This window comes from Saccharopolyspora sp. NPDC002578, from assembly GCF_053592695.1.
Window position 1 is genome coordinate 81,017 of record NZ_JBSFWJ010000019.1, and the last position, 18,316, is coordinate 99,332.

The window sequence follows — 18,316 nt, forward strand, 5'->3', positions numbered from 1 at the left end:
GACGGCCTGTCAGACTGGTGGCGTGACAGCCGAAACTCCTGGCAACACGAGTCCGAACGCCACTGCTCGGTCGGCGGAGCTGTTCGACCGAGCGCTCGCCGTGACGCCGGGCGGCGTCAACTCCCCGGTGCGGGCATTCAAATCCGTCGGCGGCACGCCGCGGTTCATGGTGCGCGCCGAGGGCGCCTACCTGTGGGACGCCGACGGCACCGAGTACGTGGACCTCGTCTCGTCCTGGGGCCCGATGGTCAACGGCCACGCGCACCCGGACGTGGTGCGGGCCGTGCGGGAGGCGGCCGTCGACGGCCTGTCCTTCGGGACGCCGGGTATCGGTGAGATCGACCTCGCGGCGGAGATCATCCGCCGGGTGGAGCCGGTGCAGCAGGTCCGGCTGGTCAACTCGGGCACCGAGGCGACGATGAGCGCGGTGCGCCTCGCCCGCGCCTTCACCGGTCGCACGAAGATCGTCAAGTTCGCCGGCTGCTACCACGGGCACGTCGATTCGCTGCTGGCCGGCGCCGGATCCGGCGTGGTCACGCTGGGCCTGCCGACGAGCCCCGGGGTGACCGGCGCGCAGGCCGCGGACACCGTGGTGCTGCCCTACAACGACATCGACGCGGTCCGCGCGGCCTTCGCCGAGTTCGGCGACGAGATCGCCTGCGTGATCACCGAAGCGGCGGCGGGCAACATGGGCGCGGTCGCCCCGCAGCCCGGTTTCAACGCCGCGCTGCGCGAGATCACCCGCTCCGCCGGATCGCTGCTGATCATGGACGAGGTGATGACCGGGTTCCGCGTCTCCGCCGCGGGCTGGTTCGGCCTCGACGGCGTCGCCGGGGACCTCTACACCTTCGGCAAGGTCATGTCCGGCGGCCTGCCCGCCGCCGCGTTCGGCGGTCGCGCCGACGTGATGGAGCTGCTCGCGCCCTCCGGGCCGGTGTACCAGGCGGGCACCTTGGCCGGGAACCCCGTCGCGGTCGCCGCCGGGCTCGCGAACCTGCGCGCGGCGGACGCGGACGCGTACGCGGCGCTGGACCGCAACGCGGCCCGCCTCGGCGACCTGCTCGGCGCCGCGCTGACCGAGGCCGGCGTGCCGCACCAGGTGGCGTTCGCGGGCAACCTGATCAGCGTCTTCTTCACCGAGTCCCCGGTGACGAACTTCGCCCAGGCCCAGGCCCAGCAGGCGTGGCGCTTCCCGGCGTTCTTCAACGCCTTCCTGGACCGCGGCGTCTACCCGCCGCCGAGCGCGTTCGAGTCCTGGTTCGTCAACGCGGCGATGGACGACGCCGCCTTCGAACGGATCGCGGAGGCGGCGCCGCACGCGGCGCGGGCCGCCGCGGCGGCTGAGGAGCCCACGGCATGAGCGGCACGAAGACGGTCGTGCACTTCCTGCGCCACGGCGAGGTGTTCAACCCGGACGGAATCCTCTACGGGCGGCTGCCCGGTTACCGGCTCTCGGACCAGGGCGCGGCGCAGGCGAAGCTGGTCGCCGAGTTCCTGGCGGGCCGGGACGTGCGCCACGTGGTGGCCTCCCCGCTGCAGCGGGCCCAGGAGACCGCCGCGCCGATCGGCGGCACCTTCGGACTGGACGTGGCCACCGACGACCGGCTGATCGAGTCGGCGAACAAGTTCGAGGGCCTGCGGGTGTCGGTGGGCGACGGGGCGCTGCGCTCGCCGCAGCACTGGTCGAAGCTGCGCAACCCGTTCCTGCCGTCCTGGGGCGAGCCGTACGTGGAGATCGCGCACCGCATGTTCGCCGCCGCGCAGCGCGCGCGTGCGGCGGCGGAGGGCCACGAAGCGGTGTGCGTGTCCCACCAGCTGCCGATCTGGACGTTGCGCCGGTTCGTCGAGGGCAAGCGGATGTGGCACGACCCGCGCAGCAGGCAGTGCTCGCTGGCCTCGCTGACCAGCCTGGTCTTCCGGGACGAGCAGCTGGTGCGCGTCGCCTACGTCGAACCGGCCGGTGAGACCGATCCGCGGGTGACCGGGGCATGAGACGGCTGCTGACCAGGGCCGCGCTGTCGGTGGCCGCGCTGAGCCTGATCGGTGGCTGCGCCACCGCGGGCACGGACGCCGTGGAGCAGGGCAGCGAGTTCACGTTCGTCTCACCGGGCGGGCAGACCCGCATCTTCTACCCGGAGGGCGAGCGGCAGCGCCTGACCGGGCTGCACGGCGACAGCCTGCTGAAGGAGGGCGAGCGGATCGGCCTGGAGGACTTCCAGGGCCAGGTCGTGGTCGTGAACCTCTGGGGCTCCTGGTGCGGTCCGTGCCGCGCGGAAGCCGACGATCTGCAGGCCGTCCAGGACAAGACGGGCCCGCAGGGCGTTCAAGTGCTGGGCATCGATGTGCGCGACAGCCGCTCGGCGGCGACGGATTTCCATCGGGATCGCGGTTTGACGTACCCGTCGATTTTCGACCCGTCGGGTCGTTCGCTGCTGGCGCTGAAGAACTATCCGCGAAGCGCGGTGCCGTCCACCATCATTCTGGATCGGCAACATCGGGTGGCCGCTGTTTTCCTCACGGAAATGCTCGAGAGCGAACTGCTTCCGGAAGTGCAGAAGGTCGCGGCGGAACCCGCGGCATGACGGGTTCCGGGCGTCGAATTCGGCGGGTTCCGCGGCTTCTCGGCCGCGGGTTCGCCGAATCCCGCCGCTCACCGGGTTCGTGATGCCGGACCGTTCGTGATGCCGGACCGGGCGCGGGTACGTCGTTCGGCCCACCGGTTGGGCCGAACGGTGCTCCGCCGCGGTCGTTCGCCGGAGCGCGGATGCCGCCGCGCGGGCTGATCGCCACCGGGATCAGGACGACCGGGCGGGCCGGGAGCCGGTCAGTTCCCGCCAGCAGTCCATGCACGTGCCCCGGCGCACCCACTCGTATTCGGTGCGCCCGTGCAGTTCGGTCGCGCTCGCTTCGACCCCGCAGTACGAGGTGACGGGGCAGTTCGGGTCGGCTTCCAGCGCACCGGCCGCGAAAGCGTGGCGTCCCGCGGGGATCGGCCGCCACACGTAGGTCAGGCCCTGCTGCGGGGGCATCGCGTCGACTCCATTCCCTAGGGCGTTCGTCCTGCCTGGGAATGAGACCTCCTCAACACTCGAATGGCAATGCACTTCACCGAATCGAGCGATGGCACGACTTCGGCGGAGGAAATAGGTTCCTGCTATGACCAGTGTTCGAGCGCGGGGACTGGGCGCTGAGATACGAGAACTCCGCAAGTCCGCCGGATTGCGATTGGAACATCTCGCGCATCGGTGCGGGTGGTCGCGGGCGACCCTCGGGCGGATCGAATCGGGTGAGCGGGTGCCGAGCGAGGTCGAACTCGCCGCACTGCTGGACACGCTCGCCGTGTCCGGCTCGGAGCGCGCCCGCTTGTTCGAGCTCGTCAACGCGGCCACCGAAGCCCGCTGGTGGGAGGCCGGGTACGCCGGGATGCCGAGCGCGCTCACCGCGCTGATCGACTTCGAGCGGCTGGCGACCAGGATCACCGATGTGGCGCTGGCGCTGGTGCCGGGACTGCTGCAGACCCCGGATTACACGCGCGCGGTGCTCAGCGCCGGCGGCGTCCGGGCCGCGGACCTGGAGTCGCGAGTCGCGCTGCGCCTCGGCAGGCAGGGCGTGCTCACCCGGGAGGAACCGGCGCAGCTGCACGCCTACCTCGACGAATCGGTGGTGCACCGGCCGGTCGGCGGGCACCGCGTGATGGCGGACCAGCTGCGGCACCTGGTGCGGATGGGGCGGCGGCAGAACGTGTCGGTGCGGGTGATCCCGTTCGCGGCCGGCGCGTACGCCGAGCTCAACGGCAGCCAGCTGATCCTGGAGTTCGCCCGGCAGCGTCCCGTGGTCCACCTGGAGCAGCGTCGCCGCGGCGCGTTCCTGGAAGTGCCCGCGGACACCGCCCCGTTCCTCGAAGCCGCCGCCCGATTGCCCTCGGTCGCCCTCGACCAAGCGGAGTCGGCACTGCTGATCACGGATGTCGCGGCCGGCATGGAACGGGAATGTGAGCGCGACGGTGCATTGGCGTAAGTCCAGTCACAGCGGCGAGGAGAGCAACTGCGTGGAGGTCGCCAGAGCCCCCGGCATCGTCGCGGTCCGCGACTCGAAAGCCCCCCGCTCCGCCACCCTCGCCTTCACCCCCGAACTCTGGACGACCTTCCTCCGTACCCTGACCCCCCACCGGTGACGAACACCACGACGTGCCTTTGACCTGCCACCGCAGGGCTTCGCCCCCGCGGCGAATCCGCACCTCGCGGCCGAAGGCCGAGTGCCTTTGCGGCGAAGCCGTGCCTTGGGCGGACGAAGTCACGCCTGCCTTGCGGCGTAGCCGTGCCTGGATTCGCGAAGCGAATAGCCCACGTCAAGAAGCTGACCACCGGCGGGTTCTCAGCTTCCTTCTCGCGAGGACGGCTTTTTCCCTCGTGGCGGAGCCACTTGGGAAAAAGATCCCGCAGCGAGAAGGAAGCTGAGGTTCCGCCACCCGCCCCACCTCGCAGATCACCCCGTCGCCCCCGGGCGGCCCGGTGCGTAGGCAGGCTAGAGGAGTCCTTACCCTCGGGAGCGTGAATCCGACCGAGCTCGCCGCTTCCGGACCGCTGCTGTTCGCGGCCGTGATCGCGGTGCTCGCCGGGGCCGTCAGCTTCGCTTCGCCGTGCGTCGTGCCGCTGGTGCCGGGTTACCTGGCGTACTTGGCGGGCGTGGTGGGCGCCGAGGCTCCACCGGTGGATTCCGCCGAAGCCCAGCAGGCCCGCCGCGGCCGGTGGCGGGTGGCGGGCGCGGCGCTGCTGTTCGTGGCCGGGTTCAGCGTCGTGTTCGGCGCGGGCACGTTGTTGCTGCTGGGCCTGTCGGACGCGCTGCTCGCGAACGAACTGCTGCTGCAGCGCATCGGTGGTGTCGTGACGGTCGCGATGGGCTTGGTGTTCCTCGGCATGATCCCGGCGCTGCAGCGGGACGTCCGGTTGCACCGGGTGCCGCGCGCCGGGTTGTGGGGCGCTCCGCTGCTGGGCGCCGTGTTCGGCCTCGGCTGGACTCCGTGCCTCGGTCCGACGTTGACCGGGGTGATGTCGCTGGCCATCGGGACCGAGGCCGGCGTCGGCACCGCGATGCGCGGTGTCCTGCTCGTGGCGGCGTACTGCGTCGGGCTCGGGTTGCCGTTCGTGCTGCTCGCGTTGGGCGCGCGGTGGGCGGTGCGCAGCACGGACTGGCTGCGCCGCCGGGGCCGTGCCATCCAGATCGCGGGTGGTGCGCTGCTGGTCGTGGTGGGCGTGCTGCTCGTCACCGGGCTGTGGGGAGAACTGATCGCTGTGCTGCGCGAACCCGTCGCCGGATTCGAGACGCCGATCTGATGTCGCACTTCCGCTCCCTGCTGGCGTTCCTGCGCAACACCTGGCGCGGGCTGACGTCGATGCGCACCGCGCTGGTGCTGTTGTTCCTGCTGGCGATGGCCGCGTTGCCGGGCGCGCTGATCCCGCAGCGCTCGCTGAACCCGTCCGAGGTGGACAAGTACTTCACCGAGTACCCGGATCTCGCCCCGGTGCTGGACAAGCTGGGCGTGTTCGAGGTGTTCAGCTCGGTGTGGTTCGCCTCGATCTACGTGCTGCTGTTCATCTCGCTGATCGGCTGCCTGCTGCCGCGCTGCCTGGAGTACTACAAGCAGCTGCGCGGCAGGCCGGTGCGCACGCCGCGGAACCTGGCCCGGATGCCGCACCACGCTTCGGCCACGGTGGACGGGACTCCGGAGGAGGCGTTGGCGGCGGCGCGGCGCAGGCTGCGCGGCTGGCGCAAGGACGAGCGCGAGGACGACGACGGCACCCGCTCGATCAGCGCGGAACGCGGCTACCTGCGGGAGGCGGGGAACCTGGTGTTCCACTTCGCCCTCGTCGGGATGCTGGTGACCGTGGCTGGCGGCAAGATCCTCGGCTACGAGGGCCAGGTGATCGTGCTCGCCGACGGGTCCGAGTTCTGCAACTCCGGTACCTACAACTACGACTCGTTCCGCGCCGGCCTCAGCGTGGACGGCACCCAGTTGAGCCCGTTCTGCCTGCGGGTCAACGACTTCGACGCGAAGTACCAGCACACCGGCCAGGTCGCGAGCTACCGGGTGGGCATGGAGTACCAGTCCGGCGCGGACTTGGACGCCGGGAACTGGCAGCCCTACGACCTGCAGGTGAACCACCCGCTGCGGATCGCGGGTGACCGGATCTACTTGACCGGCAACGGTTATGCGCCCCGCTTCACCGTCACGTTCCCGGACGGCGCGAAGCGCACCCAGCTGACCCAGTGGCAGCCGATGGACCCGACGACCATGTTGTCGCAGGGCGCCACGAAGTTCGACCAGCCCGGTGTCACCGACGACGTGCGGCGGCGGCAGACGCAGCTCGCGGTGACCGGCTTGTTCGCGCCGACGGCCGCCTACCAGGGCAAGGTGCTGAGCTCGCAGTTCCCGGACCTGCTCGACCCGACGGCCGCGGTGGACGTGCTGCGCGGCGACCTCGGCCTGGATTCGGGGCGCGGGCAGTCGATCTTCGGCGTGGACCAGAAGATGGTGGAGTCCGGGCGGTTGAAGAAGGTCGCGCGGGAGAACGTGCGGGTCGGCGAGGAGATCCGGCTCGACGACGGCACCACCGTCCGGTTCGACGGCGTGGAGCGCTGGGCGAACCTGCAGATCTCGCACGACCCGTTCCAGCCGTACGTCCTCGGCTTCGCGGTGGCCCTGATCTTCGGGATCAGCGCCTCGTTGAGCATCAAGCGCCGCCGGATCTGGGTCCGGGTGGCCCCCGCCCCCGGGACCGGTGCGGACGATCCCGCGCGTACCGTTGTCGAGGTCGGCGGACTGGCCCGCACCGACCAGGCAGGCTACGGCGAGGAGTTCACCCGGCTGGCCAAGGACCTGCTCGGAACGGACGGCTCCGATGCGGAGCCTCCGGGGGCCGAATCCGCACGCGGAAGGAAGAGCTGATGGTCAACCAGATGTTGTCCAACTACAGCGACATGGCGTTCGCGACTTCGGTCGTCGTCTACATCGCCGCCATGCTGCTGTACTTCGCGGAGTTCGCCTACGGCGGGCGCAAGCAGCCCGCCCGCGCTCGCGAGGAGCACCTGGTCACCGCGGGCGGCGCGGAGTCCGACTCGGCGACCGGTGAGCGGATCGGCCGGATCGACACTCCGAGCAAGCGCCCGCTGTCGGAGCGGTTCGGCGGCATGGCCGTGTCGATGACGGTGCTCGGTGCCTTGGTACACGCGGCGTCGCTGGTGTTCCGCGGCGTGGCCACCGGCCGCGCGCCGTGGGGCAACATGTACGAGTTCGGCTCGGCGATCTGCTTGGCCGCGGTGATCGCGTGGACGATCGTGCTGTTCCGGCAGATGCGCGCGGAACGCCGCGAGTCCTCGCCCGCGCAGCTGCGCGGGCTCGGCGGGTTCCTGCTGCTGCCGGTGGTGCTGCTGCTGTTCCTGTCGGGCACGGTGCTCTACGCCCGCGCCGCGCCGTTGCAGCCCGCGCTGCAGTCCTACTGGATCGTGATCCACGTCAGCGCGGCGATCGTGTCCAGCGGTGCGCTGCTGTTCGCCGGTGTCGCCAGCGTGCTGTTCATGCTGCGCGCGCGGCACGAGAACAACCCGCTCAAGCTGGCCCGGTTCGGTTCCCGGTTGCCCACCACGCAGGTGCTGGACCGGATGGCCTACCGCGCCACCGTGATCATCTTCCCGGTGTGGACGTTCGCGATCGTCGCCGGTGCGATCTGGGCCGAGGCGGCGTGGGGCCGGTTCTGGGGCTGGGACCCCAAGGAGACCTGTTCCTTCATCGCGTGGGTCGTCTACGCTGCGTACCTGCATGCGCGTGCGACCGCGGGGTGGCGGGGAGTCAAGGCCGCGTGGATCAACATCGTCGGCCTGGCTGTCATGATCTTCAATCTTTTCTTCATCAACATCGTCGTCTCCGGACTGCACTCGTACGCTGGGCTATGAGTTCATGATCCGATCCGGAGCACGACCGCCGGCCACCCGTTCCTCCGCGGAATCGGGTGGCCGTCACTCGTCCCGGTAAAGATCGAACCGATGTGTGGGAGGTACGGGAACGGTGACCGGACGGTACGAAGAGCCCGAAACGCAACGCGATGCGGGTTCGGCCTCGCCCGGTGCGGACTCGGCGCAGCAGGCGAACGGCGCGACGGATCACGCGACGCCGGATTACGGCGACGGTGCGGTGCCCGCGGCGCCGCAGCCGTACGCGGAACCGGGGACCACGCCGAACACTCCCCTGCAGGGCGCGGGGAACGCCGGCGGGCCGCAGCCGTACTACCCGGGCGGCAACCCGAACGTCCAGAGTGGACAGTCCGTCCCTGACGCCGGTCCGCAGTACCCGCAGTACACCGAGCAGACGCCGTCCGGCCCGCAGCCGAACCAGCAGCAGCCGAACCAGCCCCAGCCGAACCAGTCCGGTCCGTACCCGGTGCCCGGCGGGCCGTCCGGGCCGCACCAGGTCCCCGGTGGCCAGTCGGGTCCCTACCCGGCGCCGGGCGGGCAGTCCGGTCCGTACCAGGTCGCGGGCAACTCGGGTCCGTACCAGGTGCCCGGCGGGCAGTCCGGCCCCTACCAGGTGGGCGGCCAGCCGAACCCCTACGCGCCGGTCGCCGGACCGTTCCCGCAGCAGCAGGGCTATCCGCAGCAGCCGCCGCATGGCCCCGCGCCGCAGGGCGGGCAGCCGCAGGGCCAGCAGCCGGCCGGGCAGCAGCCGGCCGGTCAGCAGGCAGGAGTGCCGTTCGGCAAGGACCTCGCGTCCTCGCAGCTGCTGCGCCAGACCAAGCGCGCCCCGCAATCGGGTTGGCGCAAGGCGCTGTACGTGGCCAGCGGCCGTTCGATCAACCTCGGGGAGAGCGCGTCCGACCTGCGCCGCCGCGAGCTGATCGGCCGGATCAACCAGCCGCTGCAGGGCTGCTACAAGATCGCGATGCTGAGCCTGAAGGGCGGCGTCGGCAAGACGACCACGACCGCGACGCTGGGCTCCACGTTCTCCTCGCTGCGCGGTGACCGGGTCATCGCGGTGGACGCCAACCCCGACCGCGGCACGCTGAGCCAGAAGATCCCGCTGGAGACCACGGCCACCGTGCGCCACCTGCTGCGGGACGCGCAGCGCATCCGCAAGTACAGCGACGTGCGGTCCTACACCTCGCAGGGCCCGAGCCGGTTGGAGATCCTCGCCAGCGAGCAGGACCCGGCGGTCTCCGAGGCGTTCAGCGAGGACGACTACCAGCGCACGGTGACGCTGCTGGAGCACTTCTACAACATCGTGCTGACCGACTGCGGCACCGGACTGATGCACTCGGCGATGAAGGGCGTGCTCGACGTCGCGGACTCGCTGGTGATCGTCTCGTCCAGCTCCATCGACGGGGCGCGCAGCGCGTCGGCGACGTTGGACTGGCTCGACGCGCACGGCTACGGCCAGCTCGTGTCCCGCTCGGTCGCGGTGATCAACTCGGTGCGGCCGGGGTCCGGCAAGGTCGACGTCGACAAGCTCAGCGCGCACTTCGGTTCGCGCTGCCGCGCGGTGTCCCGGATCCCGTTCGACCCGCACTTGGAAGAGGGCGCGGAGGTCGAGCTGGACCAGCTCGCCGCCCCGACCCGGCTCGCCCTGCTGGAACTCGCGGCGATCGTCGCGGACGACTTCCCGCAGGCTTTCGGGCGCCAGCGCCAAGCCTGACCCCGCTTAGCAACGGCCCGCCCCACCTCGAATCCGGTGGGGCGGGCCGTTCGCTGTGCAAAGCCGACTTGAAACTCCGGCGCGCCCGTTCGCGGGCGCGGGAAGTCAGTCCTGGTCGCGGTCGTTCTTGTTGCGCTGTTGCTCGTCGAGACGACGCAGGAACTCCGGGTCGTCATCCGGCGCCAGCGGCGCTGCGCGACGCGGCGTGCTCGCACCCTCGTTCGCGGTGTCGCGCACGGGGCCGAACGCGCGCCACATCAGAGCGGCCACGGTGAGCGCGCCGATCGCTGCCAGGACGTAGATCATCAGGACACCTCCACTGCTCACCCCCGAGGTTAGCCGGAGAACGGCGGGTGGTGGGGTGCGCCGATCAGGGAACATCCAACGGTGCGGCGGAATTCGTCGGCGGCGCGGCGATGGGCCGTGCCCGGCCCGCCTCGGGCGGTGCTAGCCGCGGAGGCGGACCGGGCGCGTGCCGATCGTCGAGCGACTCAGGCGGAGCGGACGTCGTTGGTGAGTTCGGCCAACAGCGTGCGCACTTCCGATTCGCGGAACCGGCGGTGGCCGCCGGGAGTGCGAATGGAACCGATCCGGCCTGCCGTCGCCCATCTCGTCACCGTCTTCGGGTCGACCCGGAACAACGAGGCGACCTCACCGGGGGTGAGCAGCTGTTCCTGACCGTTCTGGCGAGACTGGGGAGTCGTCGCGGTCACAGGGGACCTCCACAATGCGGACGGTTTTTCGGGCATTCCGGTCGCATCCTGGCACCTCGATGGTCAGGTACTCGAACATTCGAGTCCAGGTAAAGGGAAGGTAAGGGACGAAAGCGGCGCTTCGGGCGAGATGGGGGAGAACTTCCCGATCTGCCCGTGCTCTACCCTGGCTGACGTGCAGGAACAGCGAACCGCATCGGTAACGGAGTCGGCCCCGCCGACCAACTTGGCGCGGGACATCGCGCTGTACACCGTGGTCAGGCTGGCCATGCTGCTCGCGGTCGTGGCCGTGCTGGCGCTCTGCGGGGTGCCGCTGCTGGTCGCCGCCGCGGTGTCCGTGGTGGTCGTCATGCCGCTGTCCATGGTGGTCTTCGGCGGGCTGCGCCGCCGCGTCGCCACCGGCATGGTGCACCGCGCCCGGCGTCGCGAACAACTGCGCGCCGAACTCCGCGGCGAGCGAGGGCAGTCCGATGACCAGGACTGATCCCCGCGGCTCCGGCGCGGTGACCGACCGCTCCTGCGACCGCACCCGCTCCTGGGCGGGCGAAGCGGTCCGCGTGATCGAAGCCGACGCGAACCGCAGCGCCGACACGCACCTGCTGCGGTTCCCGCTGCCGTCGGCCTGGGGCATCGACCTCTACCTCAAGGACGAGTCAACTCATCCGACCGGTTCGCTCAAGCACCGGCTGGCCCGATCGCTGTTCCTCTACGCCCTCTGCAACGGGTGGGTGACGGAGAACACTCCGGTGATCGAGGCGTCGTCGGGCTCCACCGCGGTCTCCGAGGCGCATTTCGCGCAGCTGCTGGGACTTCCGTTCATCGCGGTCATGCCGCGCTCCACCAGCCCCGAGAAGGTGGCGTTGATCGAGCGCCACGGCGGCACCTGCCACTACGTGGACCAGCCCGGCGCGATCTACGACGAGTCCCGCAGGCTCGCCGCCGAACTCGGCGGGCACTTCATGGACCAGTTCACCCACGCCGAACGCGCCACGGACTGGCGCGGCAACAACAACATCGCCGAATCGATCTTCGACCAGCTGGCGCTGGAACGGCACCCGATCCCGGAGTGGATCGTCACCGGAGCGGGCACCGGCGGCACCAGCGCGACGCTCGGCCGCTACATCCGCTACCGCAGGCACGACACCCGGCTCGCCGTGGTCGACCCGGAGCACTCCGTGTTCTACGACGCGTGGTGCCACGGAGATCCCGGCCGGACCGGCGAGCGCGGATCGCTCATCGAGGGCATCGGCAGGCCGCGGGTCGAACCGTCCTTCATCGGCCAGGCCATCGACCGCATGATCAAGGTCCCGGACGCCGCCTCCATCGCCACCATCCGCTGGGCCGAGGACGTGCTGGGCCGCCGCGTCGGCGGCTCCACCGGCACCAACCTGTGGGGAGTGTTCGGCCTCGTCGCGGAGATGGTGCGCGACGGCAGGACCGGCAGCATCGTCACGCTGCTCTGCGACGGCGGTGAGCGCTACGCCGAGACCTACTACGACGACCAGTGGGTGGCAGGTCACGGCTTCGACCTCAGCGGCCCGCTCGGCACTCTCGCCGAGTTCCACCGCAGCGGGACCTGGCCGCTCTCCGGGTGAGCGGCGAGCGGCACGTAGTCTGCGATCAAGCCACTAGTCCGAGGAGGGGCATGCGCCGGCCGACGAACTCAGCCGCGGTGCTGGTACCCACGGCCGCGCTCGCCGTCGTGCTCGCCGCCTGCACCTCGGGCGGGACGCCGCCCGCGCCGAGCAGCGCACCGGCCACGAGCGGCAGCGACCAGACCGAACCGGAATCGGTGACGCCGTCGATCACCCGCGAAGTGCCGCCGCAGCAACGCCGGAGCCTCGCGGGCGCCTCCGCGCCGCAGCTGTGCGGGCTGATCACCGTGGACGAACTCGCGCAGTTCGGCTACACCGTGCGGCCCGGAGTCCCGCGCGAGATCGGATTCGAACCGCCGGTGCGCGGCTGCCAGTTCCAAGCCGACAGCGGCGTGCGCTCGATCCTGATCGCCTCCCAGCCCGAGGGCTACTCGGATCTCGGGGAGGACGAGGTGCGCCTCGGCGAGCTGCCCGGCACGGAAACGTTGCGCGCCAACGACTGCACCGTGTTCGCCGCCGCGGGAGACGCGACCCTCCAGGTCACGGCGAAGGCCGCCGAAGCCGATTCCGACGAGTGCGAAGCAGCCCAGGGAATAACCCAGTACGTCCTCGCCGCCGTGCGGTGATGCTTTCCCGGTCGTTTTGCTTTGGTGGTCGGGTGGCGGAACCTCAGTGAGCCTCTCGCTGCGGGATCTTTTTCCCAAGTGGCTCCGCCACGAGGGAAAAAGCTGTCCTCGCGAGAGGCTCACTGAGAACCCGCGGGTGGTCGGCTTTTTGACGTGGGCTATTCGCTTCGCGAATACAGGCACGGCTTCGCCGCAAGGCAGGCTTGCTTCGCAGCCCAAGGCACGGCTTCGCCGCCATGCACGGCCTTTCGGCCGCTAAGCAGGCTTGCTTCGCAGCCCAGAGCACGGCTTCGCCGCTAGGCACGGCCTTTCGGCCGCAGAGCAGGCTTCGCTTCGCGGCCCAAGGCACGGCTTCGCCGCGAAGTGAGGCAGGTGAGCTTCGCCGCGCGGTGCGGGTTCGCTTCGCTGCGCCGGGTGGGGGTGGGTGCTCGTCGGTCAGCCGAATGCGAGGGCCAGGGCGGTGGCGAGGGCCCAGACGAGCATGGCCAAGCCCGTGTCGCGGAGGGCGGGGATGAGCTTGCGCCCGGTGCCGCCCCTGGTCACGGCCAGCACCGAATTGATCAGCAGGGGCAGGGCCAGGAAGCCCAGCAGCGCCCAGGAGTTGCGCAGGCCGATCAGCACGGTGATCAGGAACGGGATCAGCGCCAGCGTCACGTACAGGGTGCGGGTGTCGCGGTCGCCCAGCAGGACCGCCAAGGTGCGCTTGCCGGTGACCCGGTCCGTCGGGATGTCGCGCAGGTTGTTCGCCACCAGCACGGCGCTGGAGAACGAGCCGATGGCCACCGCGCCACCGACGCCGAAACCGCTGATCGTGCCCGCCTGCACGAACATCGTGCCGAGCACCGCGATCAAGCCGAAGAACACGAACACGGCGATCTCGCCGAGCCCCGCGTAGCCGTACGGCCGCTTGCCGCCGGTGTAGTACCAGGCTCCCGCGATGCACAGCGCGCCGAGCAGCAGCATCCACCACTGCCCGCTCAGCACGACCACGCCGATGCCCGCGAGCGCGCCCAGGCCGAAGCAGCCGAACGCCGCGTTGCGCACCGCCACCGGGTCGGCCGCACCCGAACCGACCAGCCGGAACGGGCCGACCCGATCGGCGTCGGTGCCCCGGATGCCGTCCGAGTAGTCGTTCGCGAAGTTCACCCCGGTGATCAGCAGCAGCGACACCGCCAGCGCGAGCAGCGCGATCGGCACGCTCCACTGGTCCACCCCGGTCGCCGCCCCGGTGCCGACCAGGACCGGCGCGATCGCGTTCGGCCACGTCCGCAGGCGTGCGCCCTCAATCCACTGCTTCACGGTCGCCATGTGAATCATCTTCGCGCATCACTCCTCGTCACCGGGTGAGAGTCGCGCGCAACGAGCGCCGGTCCGGCTTGCCGGGGCCGCGCAACGGCAGCTCGGCCACGAACTCGATGCGCTTCGGCGTGCTCGCCGCACCCGCGCGGTCCCGCACCGACGTGCGCAGTTCCGCCACCGGCGGTGGCGCCGACGGGTCGGCGGGCACGACGACCGCGACCACGGCCTGGCCCCACTCCGGATCGTCGATGCCCAGCACGCACGCCTCGCGGACGCCGGGGTGCTCGGTGAGGACGCGCTCCACCAGGACGGGGGCGACGTTCACGCCGCCCGTGATGATCACGTCGTCGGCCCGGCCGAGGATCTCCAACCTGCCGCCGTCGACGCGGCCCAGGTCGCCGGTGTGGAACCAGCCGTCGCGGAACGCGCTCGCCGCCTCCTGAGCCCGGTACCCGCGGGCCAGGGTGGGCCCGGCCAGTGCCACCGGCCCGGAACCGTCCTCGGCCGCCTCGACGTGCAGGCGCACGCCGTCCAGCGGGACGCCGTCGTAGACGCAGCCGCCCGCGGTCTCGCTCATGCCGTAGGTCGTCACCACCCGCACCCCGGCCGCCGCGGCCTGCTCGCGCAGCACGGGCGGGGTGGCGGCGCCGCCGAGCAGGACGGCGTCGAACTCCCGCAGCGCGGCCACGCCCGCGGCGTCGTCCAGCAGCCTGCGCAGCTGGGTCGGCACCAGCGCCGTGTAGTGCCTGCCCGGCGCGGCGAGGCTCCGGCGGGCGGCCGTGGCGAACCGGTCCGGGCGGAAGCCCGCCGCGGCGTCCACCGCTTCCAGCGGCGTGCCCGCGAGCAGCGCCCGCACCAGCACCTGGATCCCGGCGACGTGGTGCGCGGGCATCGCCAGCAGCCAGTGCCCCGGACCGCCGAGGCGCCGGTGGGTGGCCTCGGCCGAGGCGCGCAGCGCGGCGGCGGGCAGCAGCACGCCCTTGGGCGTCCCCGTCGAGCCGGAGGTGGCGATGACCAGGGCGGTCGGGTTCGACGGATCGTCCTCGCCGGGTCGCAGCGGGACGTCCGCGCCCATCGCTTCGACGATCGCGGCGTCGCCGTCCGGGGCGACCGGGAGCAGCGCCGGGCCGTCGCCGTCGAGCGCGCGGCGCAGCGCGGGCAGCACCGTCGTCGCCTGGGGGCCCGCCGGGACGGGCAGCGGCCGGAGTTCGCGGGCTGGCATGCCCGCCATCTTGCGCCCACCGCCGGTGCGGCCGGTGCGGCGGTGGGCGGTCACCGTGCGCTCGATCACCGGCCTTCGATCACCAGTTCGGATGATATCGCTCAACTGTTCGACTCGGCCGGTCGATGGTCATGTCAGAGCGACCTGCGAGCGAAGGCGGTGCGGACGATGAACTCCTGCGGTCACCCGATCACCGGGCGGACGGCCCTGCCGGGCACTCCCGTGCGGAACCGGTCAGTAGTACCAGGGGAACGGCGTCCAGTCGGGCTCCCGGCGCTGGAGGAACGCGTCCCGGCCCTCGACCGCCTCGTCGGTCATGTACGCCAGCCGCGTCGTCTCCCCGGCGAACAGCTGCTGTCCGACCAGGCCGTCGTCGATCGCGTTGAACGAGTACTTCAGCATGCGCTGCGCCGTCGGCGACTTGCCGTTGATCTCCCGTGCCCACTGCAGGGCGGTCGCCTCCAGTTCGGCGTGCGGCACGACCTCGTTGACCATCCCCATCCGGTGCGCCTGCTCGGCGTCGTAGGGGCGGCCGAGGGCGAAGATCTCGCGGGCGAACTTCTGCCCGACCTGCCGGGCCAGGTAGGCGCTGCCGAAACCGCCGTCGAAGCTCCCGACGTCGGCGTCGGTCTGCTTGAAGCGGGCGTGCTCGGCGCTGGCGAGGGTGAGATCGCACACGACGTGCAGGCTGTGCCCGCCCCCCGCGGCCCAGCCGGGGACCACCGCGATGACCAGCTTCGGCATGAACCGGATCAGCCGCTGCACCTCCAGGATGTGCAGCCGCCCGGCCCGCGCCGGATCGACGGTGTCGGCGGTCTCGCCCGCGGCGTACTGGTAACCGGACCGGCCGCGGATTCGCTGATCACCGCCGGAGCAGAACGCCCAGCCCGCGTCCTTGGGCGACGGCCCGTTCCCGGTCAGCAGCACGGCCCCGACGTCGCTGCACATCCGCGCGTGGTCGAGCGCGCGGAACAGCTCGTCCACGGTGTGCGGCCGGAAGGCGTTGCGGACCTCGGGCCGGTCGAACGCGATGCGCACGGTGCCGCGGCCGGGACCGTCCTCGACGCAGCGGTGATAGGTGATGTCGGTGAAGTCGAACCCGCTGACGGGTTCCCACACGGCCGGGTCGAACAGCTCAGAGACACGCGAGTTCAGCACGCCTGGGACAATAGGTCCCGTCTCGGCGTGCTGAACACCAGGAGGGCGCCGGCCAGTGTGAGCGGTGGCACGTCGCTCGGCCGGGATGACACCGGGTCGAAGCGGCCCGGCGGCCCCGGCGACACTGGGAGCGGTCAGGCAGCGTGCGAGGGAGTCCGGGGTGATGGGTTGAATCCGTCCACGGCACAGGCCGAGGTCATCGTCGATGAGCTGATCCGCAACCGGGTTCGGCACGTCGTGCTCTCTCCGGGTTCGCGCAACGCGCCGCTCTCGTTCGCCCTGCACCGGGCGTCGCAGGAGGGCCGGGTCCGGCTGCACGTCCGCATCGACGAGCGCAGCGCCGGGTTCCTGGCCTTGGGGCTGGCGGCGCGCAGCGGATGGCCGGTGGTGGTGGCGGGCACGTCGGGCACCGCCGCGGCGAACCTGCACCCCGCGGTCAGCGAAGCGACCCAGGCGGGGATTCCGCTGATCGTGCTCACCGCGGACCGCCCGCCGGAGCTGCGCGCGGCCGGGGCCAACCAGACGATCGACCAGCACCGCATGTTCGGTCCGCAGGTCCGGATGTTCGACGAGCTGGGCGTCGCCGAGAACCGCCCCGGGCAGCAGGCCTACTGGCGCAGCCAGGTCTGCCGCGCCCGGCAGGCGGCGCTGGGCACGGCGCGATCCGGCCCGGTGCACCTGAATCTGCCGTTCCGGGAGCCGCTGGTGCCGACCGGCGATCTCGAGTGGTGCGAGCCCTTGGACGGCCGCGCCGACGGCGGGCCGTGGACCGAAGCCGCCGTCGACGGCGGCGGCCCCAGCAGCCTGCGCGGGCCGACGGCGCGGCGCGGGCTGGTGCTCGCCGCGGACGGGAGCGCCGACGCGGCCGGAGCCTGGGGCGAACGGCACGGCTGGCCGGTGCTGTCGGAGACCGGCGGCGTCGGGCTCCCCGGCGGCGCGGCGATCAGCACCGGGATGTGGCTGCTGAACCAGCCCGAGTTCGTCCGCGAACACCGCCCGGAACAGGTGCTGTGCGTGGGCAGGCCGACGGTGTTCCGCCAGGTGCAGTCGCTGCTCACCGATGCCGGGGTGGAGGTGCTGCTGGCGCACGGCGGCGACGCGGACTGGCCGTCGCCCGGCCACGCGGTGCGGGAGGTCGCGCACACCTTCGAGGCCGGGCCGACCCGCTCGGCCGACCCGGAATGGCTCACCGCCTGGCAGCAGGCGGACCAGAAGGTCGCCGCCGCGCTGCACGCCGCGCTCGACCTGGAGCGCTGGCCGAACGGGCCGGTGCTCGCCAGGGACCTGGTCGACGAGCTGCCGGCCCGCTCGCTGCTGGTGCTGGGCTCGTCGAACCCGAGCCGGGACGTGGCGCTGGCGGCACGGCACCGCCCGGACGTCGCGGTGCACCGCAACCGAGGCGTGGCCGGGATCGACGGGACCGTCTCGACGGCGATCGGGGCCGCGCTGGCGCACGACGGGCCGACGTACGCGCTGCTCGGAGACCTCACGTTCCTGCACGACGGGAACGGGTTGCTGCTCGGGCCGCAGGAGCAGCGCCCGGACCTGACGATCGTGGTGCTCAACGACGACGGCGGCGGCATCTTCTCGCTGCTGGAACAGGGCGGCCCCGAACACCGCGGCTCGTTCGAGCGGGTCTTCGGCACCCCGCACGGCACCGACCTCGCCCAGCTGTGCGCGGCGCACGGCGTGGAGCACGTGCGGGTGCGGCAGCGCTCGGACTTCCCGGCCGCCCTGCACGGGCCACCGGGGCTGCGCGTCGTGGAGATCCAGGCCGACAGGTCGCAGACCCGCAGCCTCCACGCCCGCCTCCAGTCCGCAGTCAGCTCTGTTTTGATCGGGTGACGCCCTGCTTGTTCTTGGCCTGAGCAGGGGCGGGGTGGCGGAACCTCAGTCGTCTTCTCGCTGCGGGATCTTTTTCCCGAGTCCACTGGACGAAGGTGCATCCCGGCGGCGAGGGCGAGGTCTACGTCGTCGGAGTCGACCCGGACACGCAGGGTAATGGCTTGGGGAAGTCGTTG

Annotated in this window: 19 protein-coding genes and 1 pseudogene; 14 read left to right on the forward strand and 6 right to left on the reverse strand. The window is 71.5% G+C overall.

Annotated elements, in window-relative coordinates; genetic code table 11:
• The first annotated feature begins 22 nt into the window (after window positions 1-22).
• From hemL to ACWD38_RS12370, 3 genes are read left to right on the forward strand one after another with little or no spacing between them, the layout of a single operon-like run.
• Window positions 23-1,360 (forward strand): glutamate-1-semialdehyde 2,1-aminomutase, encoded by a 1,338-nt coding sequence (gene hemL, locus ACWD38_RS12360; RefSeq protein WP_184476021.1) that lies wholly within the window; start codon window positions 23-25, stop codon window positions 1,358-1,360.
• The gene (locus ACWD38_RS12365) at window positions 1,357-1,992 is read left to right on the forward strand and encodes a histidine phosphatase family protein (RefSeq protein WP_184476023.1); all 636 of its coding nucleotides are present in this window, start codon (window positions 1,357-1,359) and stop codon (window positions 1,990-1,992) included. Before hemL ends, ACWD38_RS12365 begins: the two co-directional genes overlap by 4 nt.
• Complete coding sequence (locus tag ACWD38_RS12370) at window positions 1,989-2,582, forward strand: TlpA family protein disulfide reductase (RefSeq protein ID WP_184476025.1); 594 nt, start codon at window positions 1,989-1,991, stop codon at window positions 2,580-2,582. Before ACWD38_RS12365 ends, ACWD38_RS12370 begins: the two co-directional genes overlap by 4 nt.
• A 213-nt stretch (window positions 2,583-2,795) precedes the next feature.
• Here ACWD38_RS12370 and ACWD38_RS12375 read toward each other — a convergent pair whose 3' ends face one another.
• Window positions 2,796-3,029, reverse strand: coding sequence for a hypothetical protein (locus ACWD38_RS12375; protein WP_450124085.1), 234 nt, complete (start codon window positions 3,027-3,029; stop codon window positions 2,796-2,798).
• Window positions 3,030-3,156: 127 nt separating this feature from the next.
• Here ACWD38_RS12375 and ACWD38_RS12380 point away from each other — a divergent pair, with 127 nt between their 5' ends.
• The 6 genes from ACWD38_RS12380 to ACWD38_RS12405 all read left to right on the forward strand — a co-directional run bounded on the left by ACWD38_RS12380 (window position 3,157) and on the right by ACWD38_RS12405 (window position 9,682).
• Entirely contained in the window at window positions 3,157-4,017 is an 861-nt protein-coding gene (locus ACWD38_RS12380; RefSeq protein WP_184476029.1) for a helix-turn-helix domain-containing protein, read from the forward strand.
• Window positions 3,965-4,174 carry a DUF397 domain-containing protein gene (locus ACWD38_RS12385; protein WP_184476031.1) on the forward strand — a complete coding sequence of 70 codons (210 nt, stop codon included), beginning with the start codon at window positions 3,965-3,967 and terminating at the stop codon, window positions 4,172-4,174. The genes ACWD38_RS12380 and ACWD38_RS12385 overlap by 53 nt, the downstream gene beginning before the upstream one ends.
• 376 nt (window positions 4,175-4,550) lie before the next feature.
• Window positions 4,551-5,333: a cytochrome c biogenesis protein CcdA gene (locus ACWD38_RS12390; RefSeq protein ID WP_184476033.1), complete on the forward strand. Its 783-nt coding sequence runs from the start codon at window positions 4,551-4,553 to the stop codon at window positions 5,331-5,333.
• Window positions 5,333-6,946: a cytochrome c biogenesis protein ResB gene (gene resB, locus ACWD38_RS12395; RefSeq protein WP_184476034.1), complete on the forward strand. Its 1,614-nt coding sequence runs from the start codon at window positions 5,333-5,335 to the stop codon at window positions 6,944-6,946. Before ACWD38_RS12390 ends, resB begins: the two co-directional genes overlap by 1 nt.
• Window positions 6,943-7,950 carry a c-type cytochrome biogenesis protein CcsB gene (gene ccsB, locus ACWD38_RS12400; RefSeq protein WP_184484554.1) on the forward strand — a complete coding sequence of 336 codons (1,008 nt, stop codon included), beginning with the start codon at window positions 6,943-6,945 and terminating at the stop codon, window positions 7,948-7,950. Before resB ends, ccsB begins: the two co-directional genes overlap by 4 nt.
• 112 nt (window positions 7,951-8,062) lie before the next feature.
• Entirely contained in the window at window positions 8,063-9,682 is a 1,620-nt protein-coding gene (locus ACWD38_RS12405) for an AAA family ATPase (RefSeq protein ID WP_450124086.1), read from the forward strand.
• A gap of 105 nt (window positions 9,683-9,787) precedes the next feature.
• Here ACWD38_RS12405 and ACWD38_RS12410 read toward each other — a convergent pair whose 3' ends face one another.
• On the reverse strand, window positions 9,788-9,988 hold the full coding sequence (locus tag ACWD38_RS12410; RefSeq protein WP_184476039.1) for a hypothetical protein: 201 nt from the start codon (window positions 9,986-9,988) through the stop codon (window positions 9,788-9,790).
• A 185-nt stretch (window positions 9,989-10,173) separates the two neighbouring features.
• A complete protein-coding gene (locus tag ACWD38_RS12415) occupies window positions 10,174-10,395 on the reverse strand; it encodes a BldC family transcriptional regulator (RefSeq protein ID WP_184476042.1) in 222 nt (73 codons plus the stop codon).
• A gap of 175 nt (window positions 10,396-10,570) precedes the next feature.
• Between ACWD38_RS12415 and ACWD38_RS12420 the strand changes: the two genes are divergently transcribed.
• The 3 genes from ACWD38_RS12420 to ACWD38_RS12430 are packed head-to-tail and all read left to right on the forward strand — an operon-like array spanning window position 10,571 to window position 12,616.
• Window positions 10,571-10,879: a DUF4229 domain-containing protein gene (locus tag ACWD38_RS12420; RefSeq protein WP_343071154.1), complete on the forward strand. Its 309-nt coding sequence runs from the start codon at window positions 10,571-10,573 to the stop codon at window positions 10,877-10,879.
• On the forward strand, window positions 10,866-11,990 hold the full coding sequence (locus ACWD38_RS12425) for an L-cysteine desulfhydrase Cds1 (protein ID WP_184476048.1): 1,125 nt from the start codon (window positions 10,866-10,868) through the stop codon (window positions 11,988-11,990). The genes ACWD38_RS12420 and ACWD38_RS12425 overlap by 14 nt, the downstream gene beginning before the upstream one ends.
• Before the next feature lie 50 nt (window positions 11,991-12,040).
• On the forward strand, window positions 12,041-12,616 hold the full coding sequence (locus ACWD38_RS12430; RefSeq protein ID WP_450124087.1) for a DUF3558 family protein: 576 nt from the start codon (window positions 12,041-12,043) through the stop codon (window positions 12,614-12,616).
• 435 nt (window positions 12,617-13,051) lie between these two features.
• Here ACWD38_RS12430 and ACWD38_RS12435 read toward each other — a convergent pair whose 3' ends face one another.
• The 3 genes from ACWD38_RS12435 to ACWD38_RS12445 all read right to left on the reverse strand — a co-directional run bounded on the left by ACWD38_RS12435 (window position 13,052) and on the right by ACWD38_RS12445 (window position 16,295).
• Complete coding sequence (locus ACWD38_RS12435; protein WP_184476054.1) at window positions 13,052-13,924, reverse strand: 1,4-dihydroxy-2-naphthoate polyprenyltransferase; 873 nt, start codon at window positions 13,922-13,924, stop codon at window positions 13,052-13,054.
• A gap of 28 nt (window positions 13,925-13,952) precedes the next feature.
• Entirely contained in the window at window positions 13,953-15,137 is a 1,185-nt protein-coding gene (gene menE, locus ACWD38_RS12440) for an o-succinylbenzoate--CoA ligase (protein WP_184484556.1), read from the reverse strand.
• A 234-nt stretch (window positions 15,138-15,371) separates the two neighbouring features.
• Entirely contained in the window at window positions 15,372-16,295 is a 924-nt protein-coding gene (locus ACWD38_RS12445; RefSeq protein ID WP_184476057.1) for a 1,4-dihydroxy-2-naphthoyl-CoA synthase, read from the reverse strand.
• 168 nt (window positions 16,296-16,463) lie between these two features.
• On the opposite strand from ACWD38_RS12445, the gene menD reads away from it, so the two are divergent.
• Both menD and ACWD38_RS12455 read left to right on the forward strand, forming a co-directional pair.
• Entirely contained in the window at window positions 16,464-18,140 is a 1,677-nt protein-coding gene (gene menD, locus ACWD38_RS12450; protein ID WP_184476059.1) for a 2-succinyl-5-enolpyruvyl-6-hydroxy-3-cyclohexene-1-carboxylic-acid synthase, read from the forward strand.
• An 83-nt stretch (window positions 18,141-18,223) separates the two neighbouring features.
• Window positions 18,224-18,316: pseudogene (locus tag ACWD38_RS12455) on the forward strand (mycothiol synthase); the annotation flags it as partial.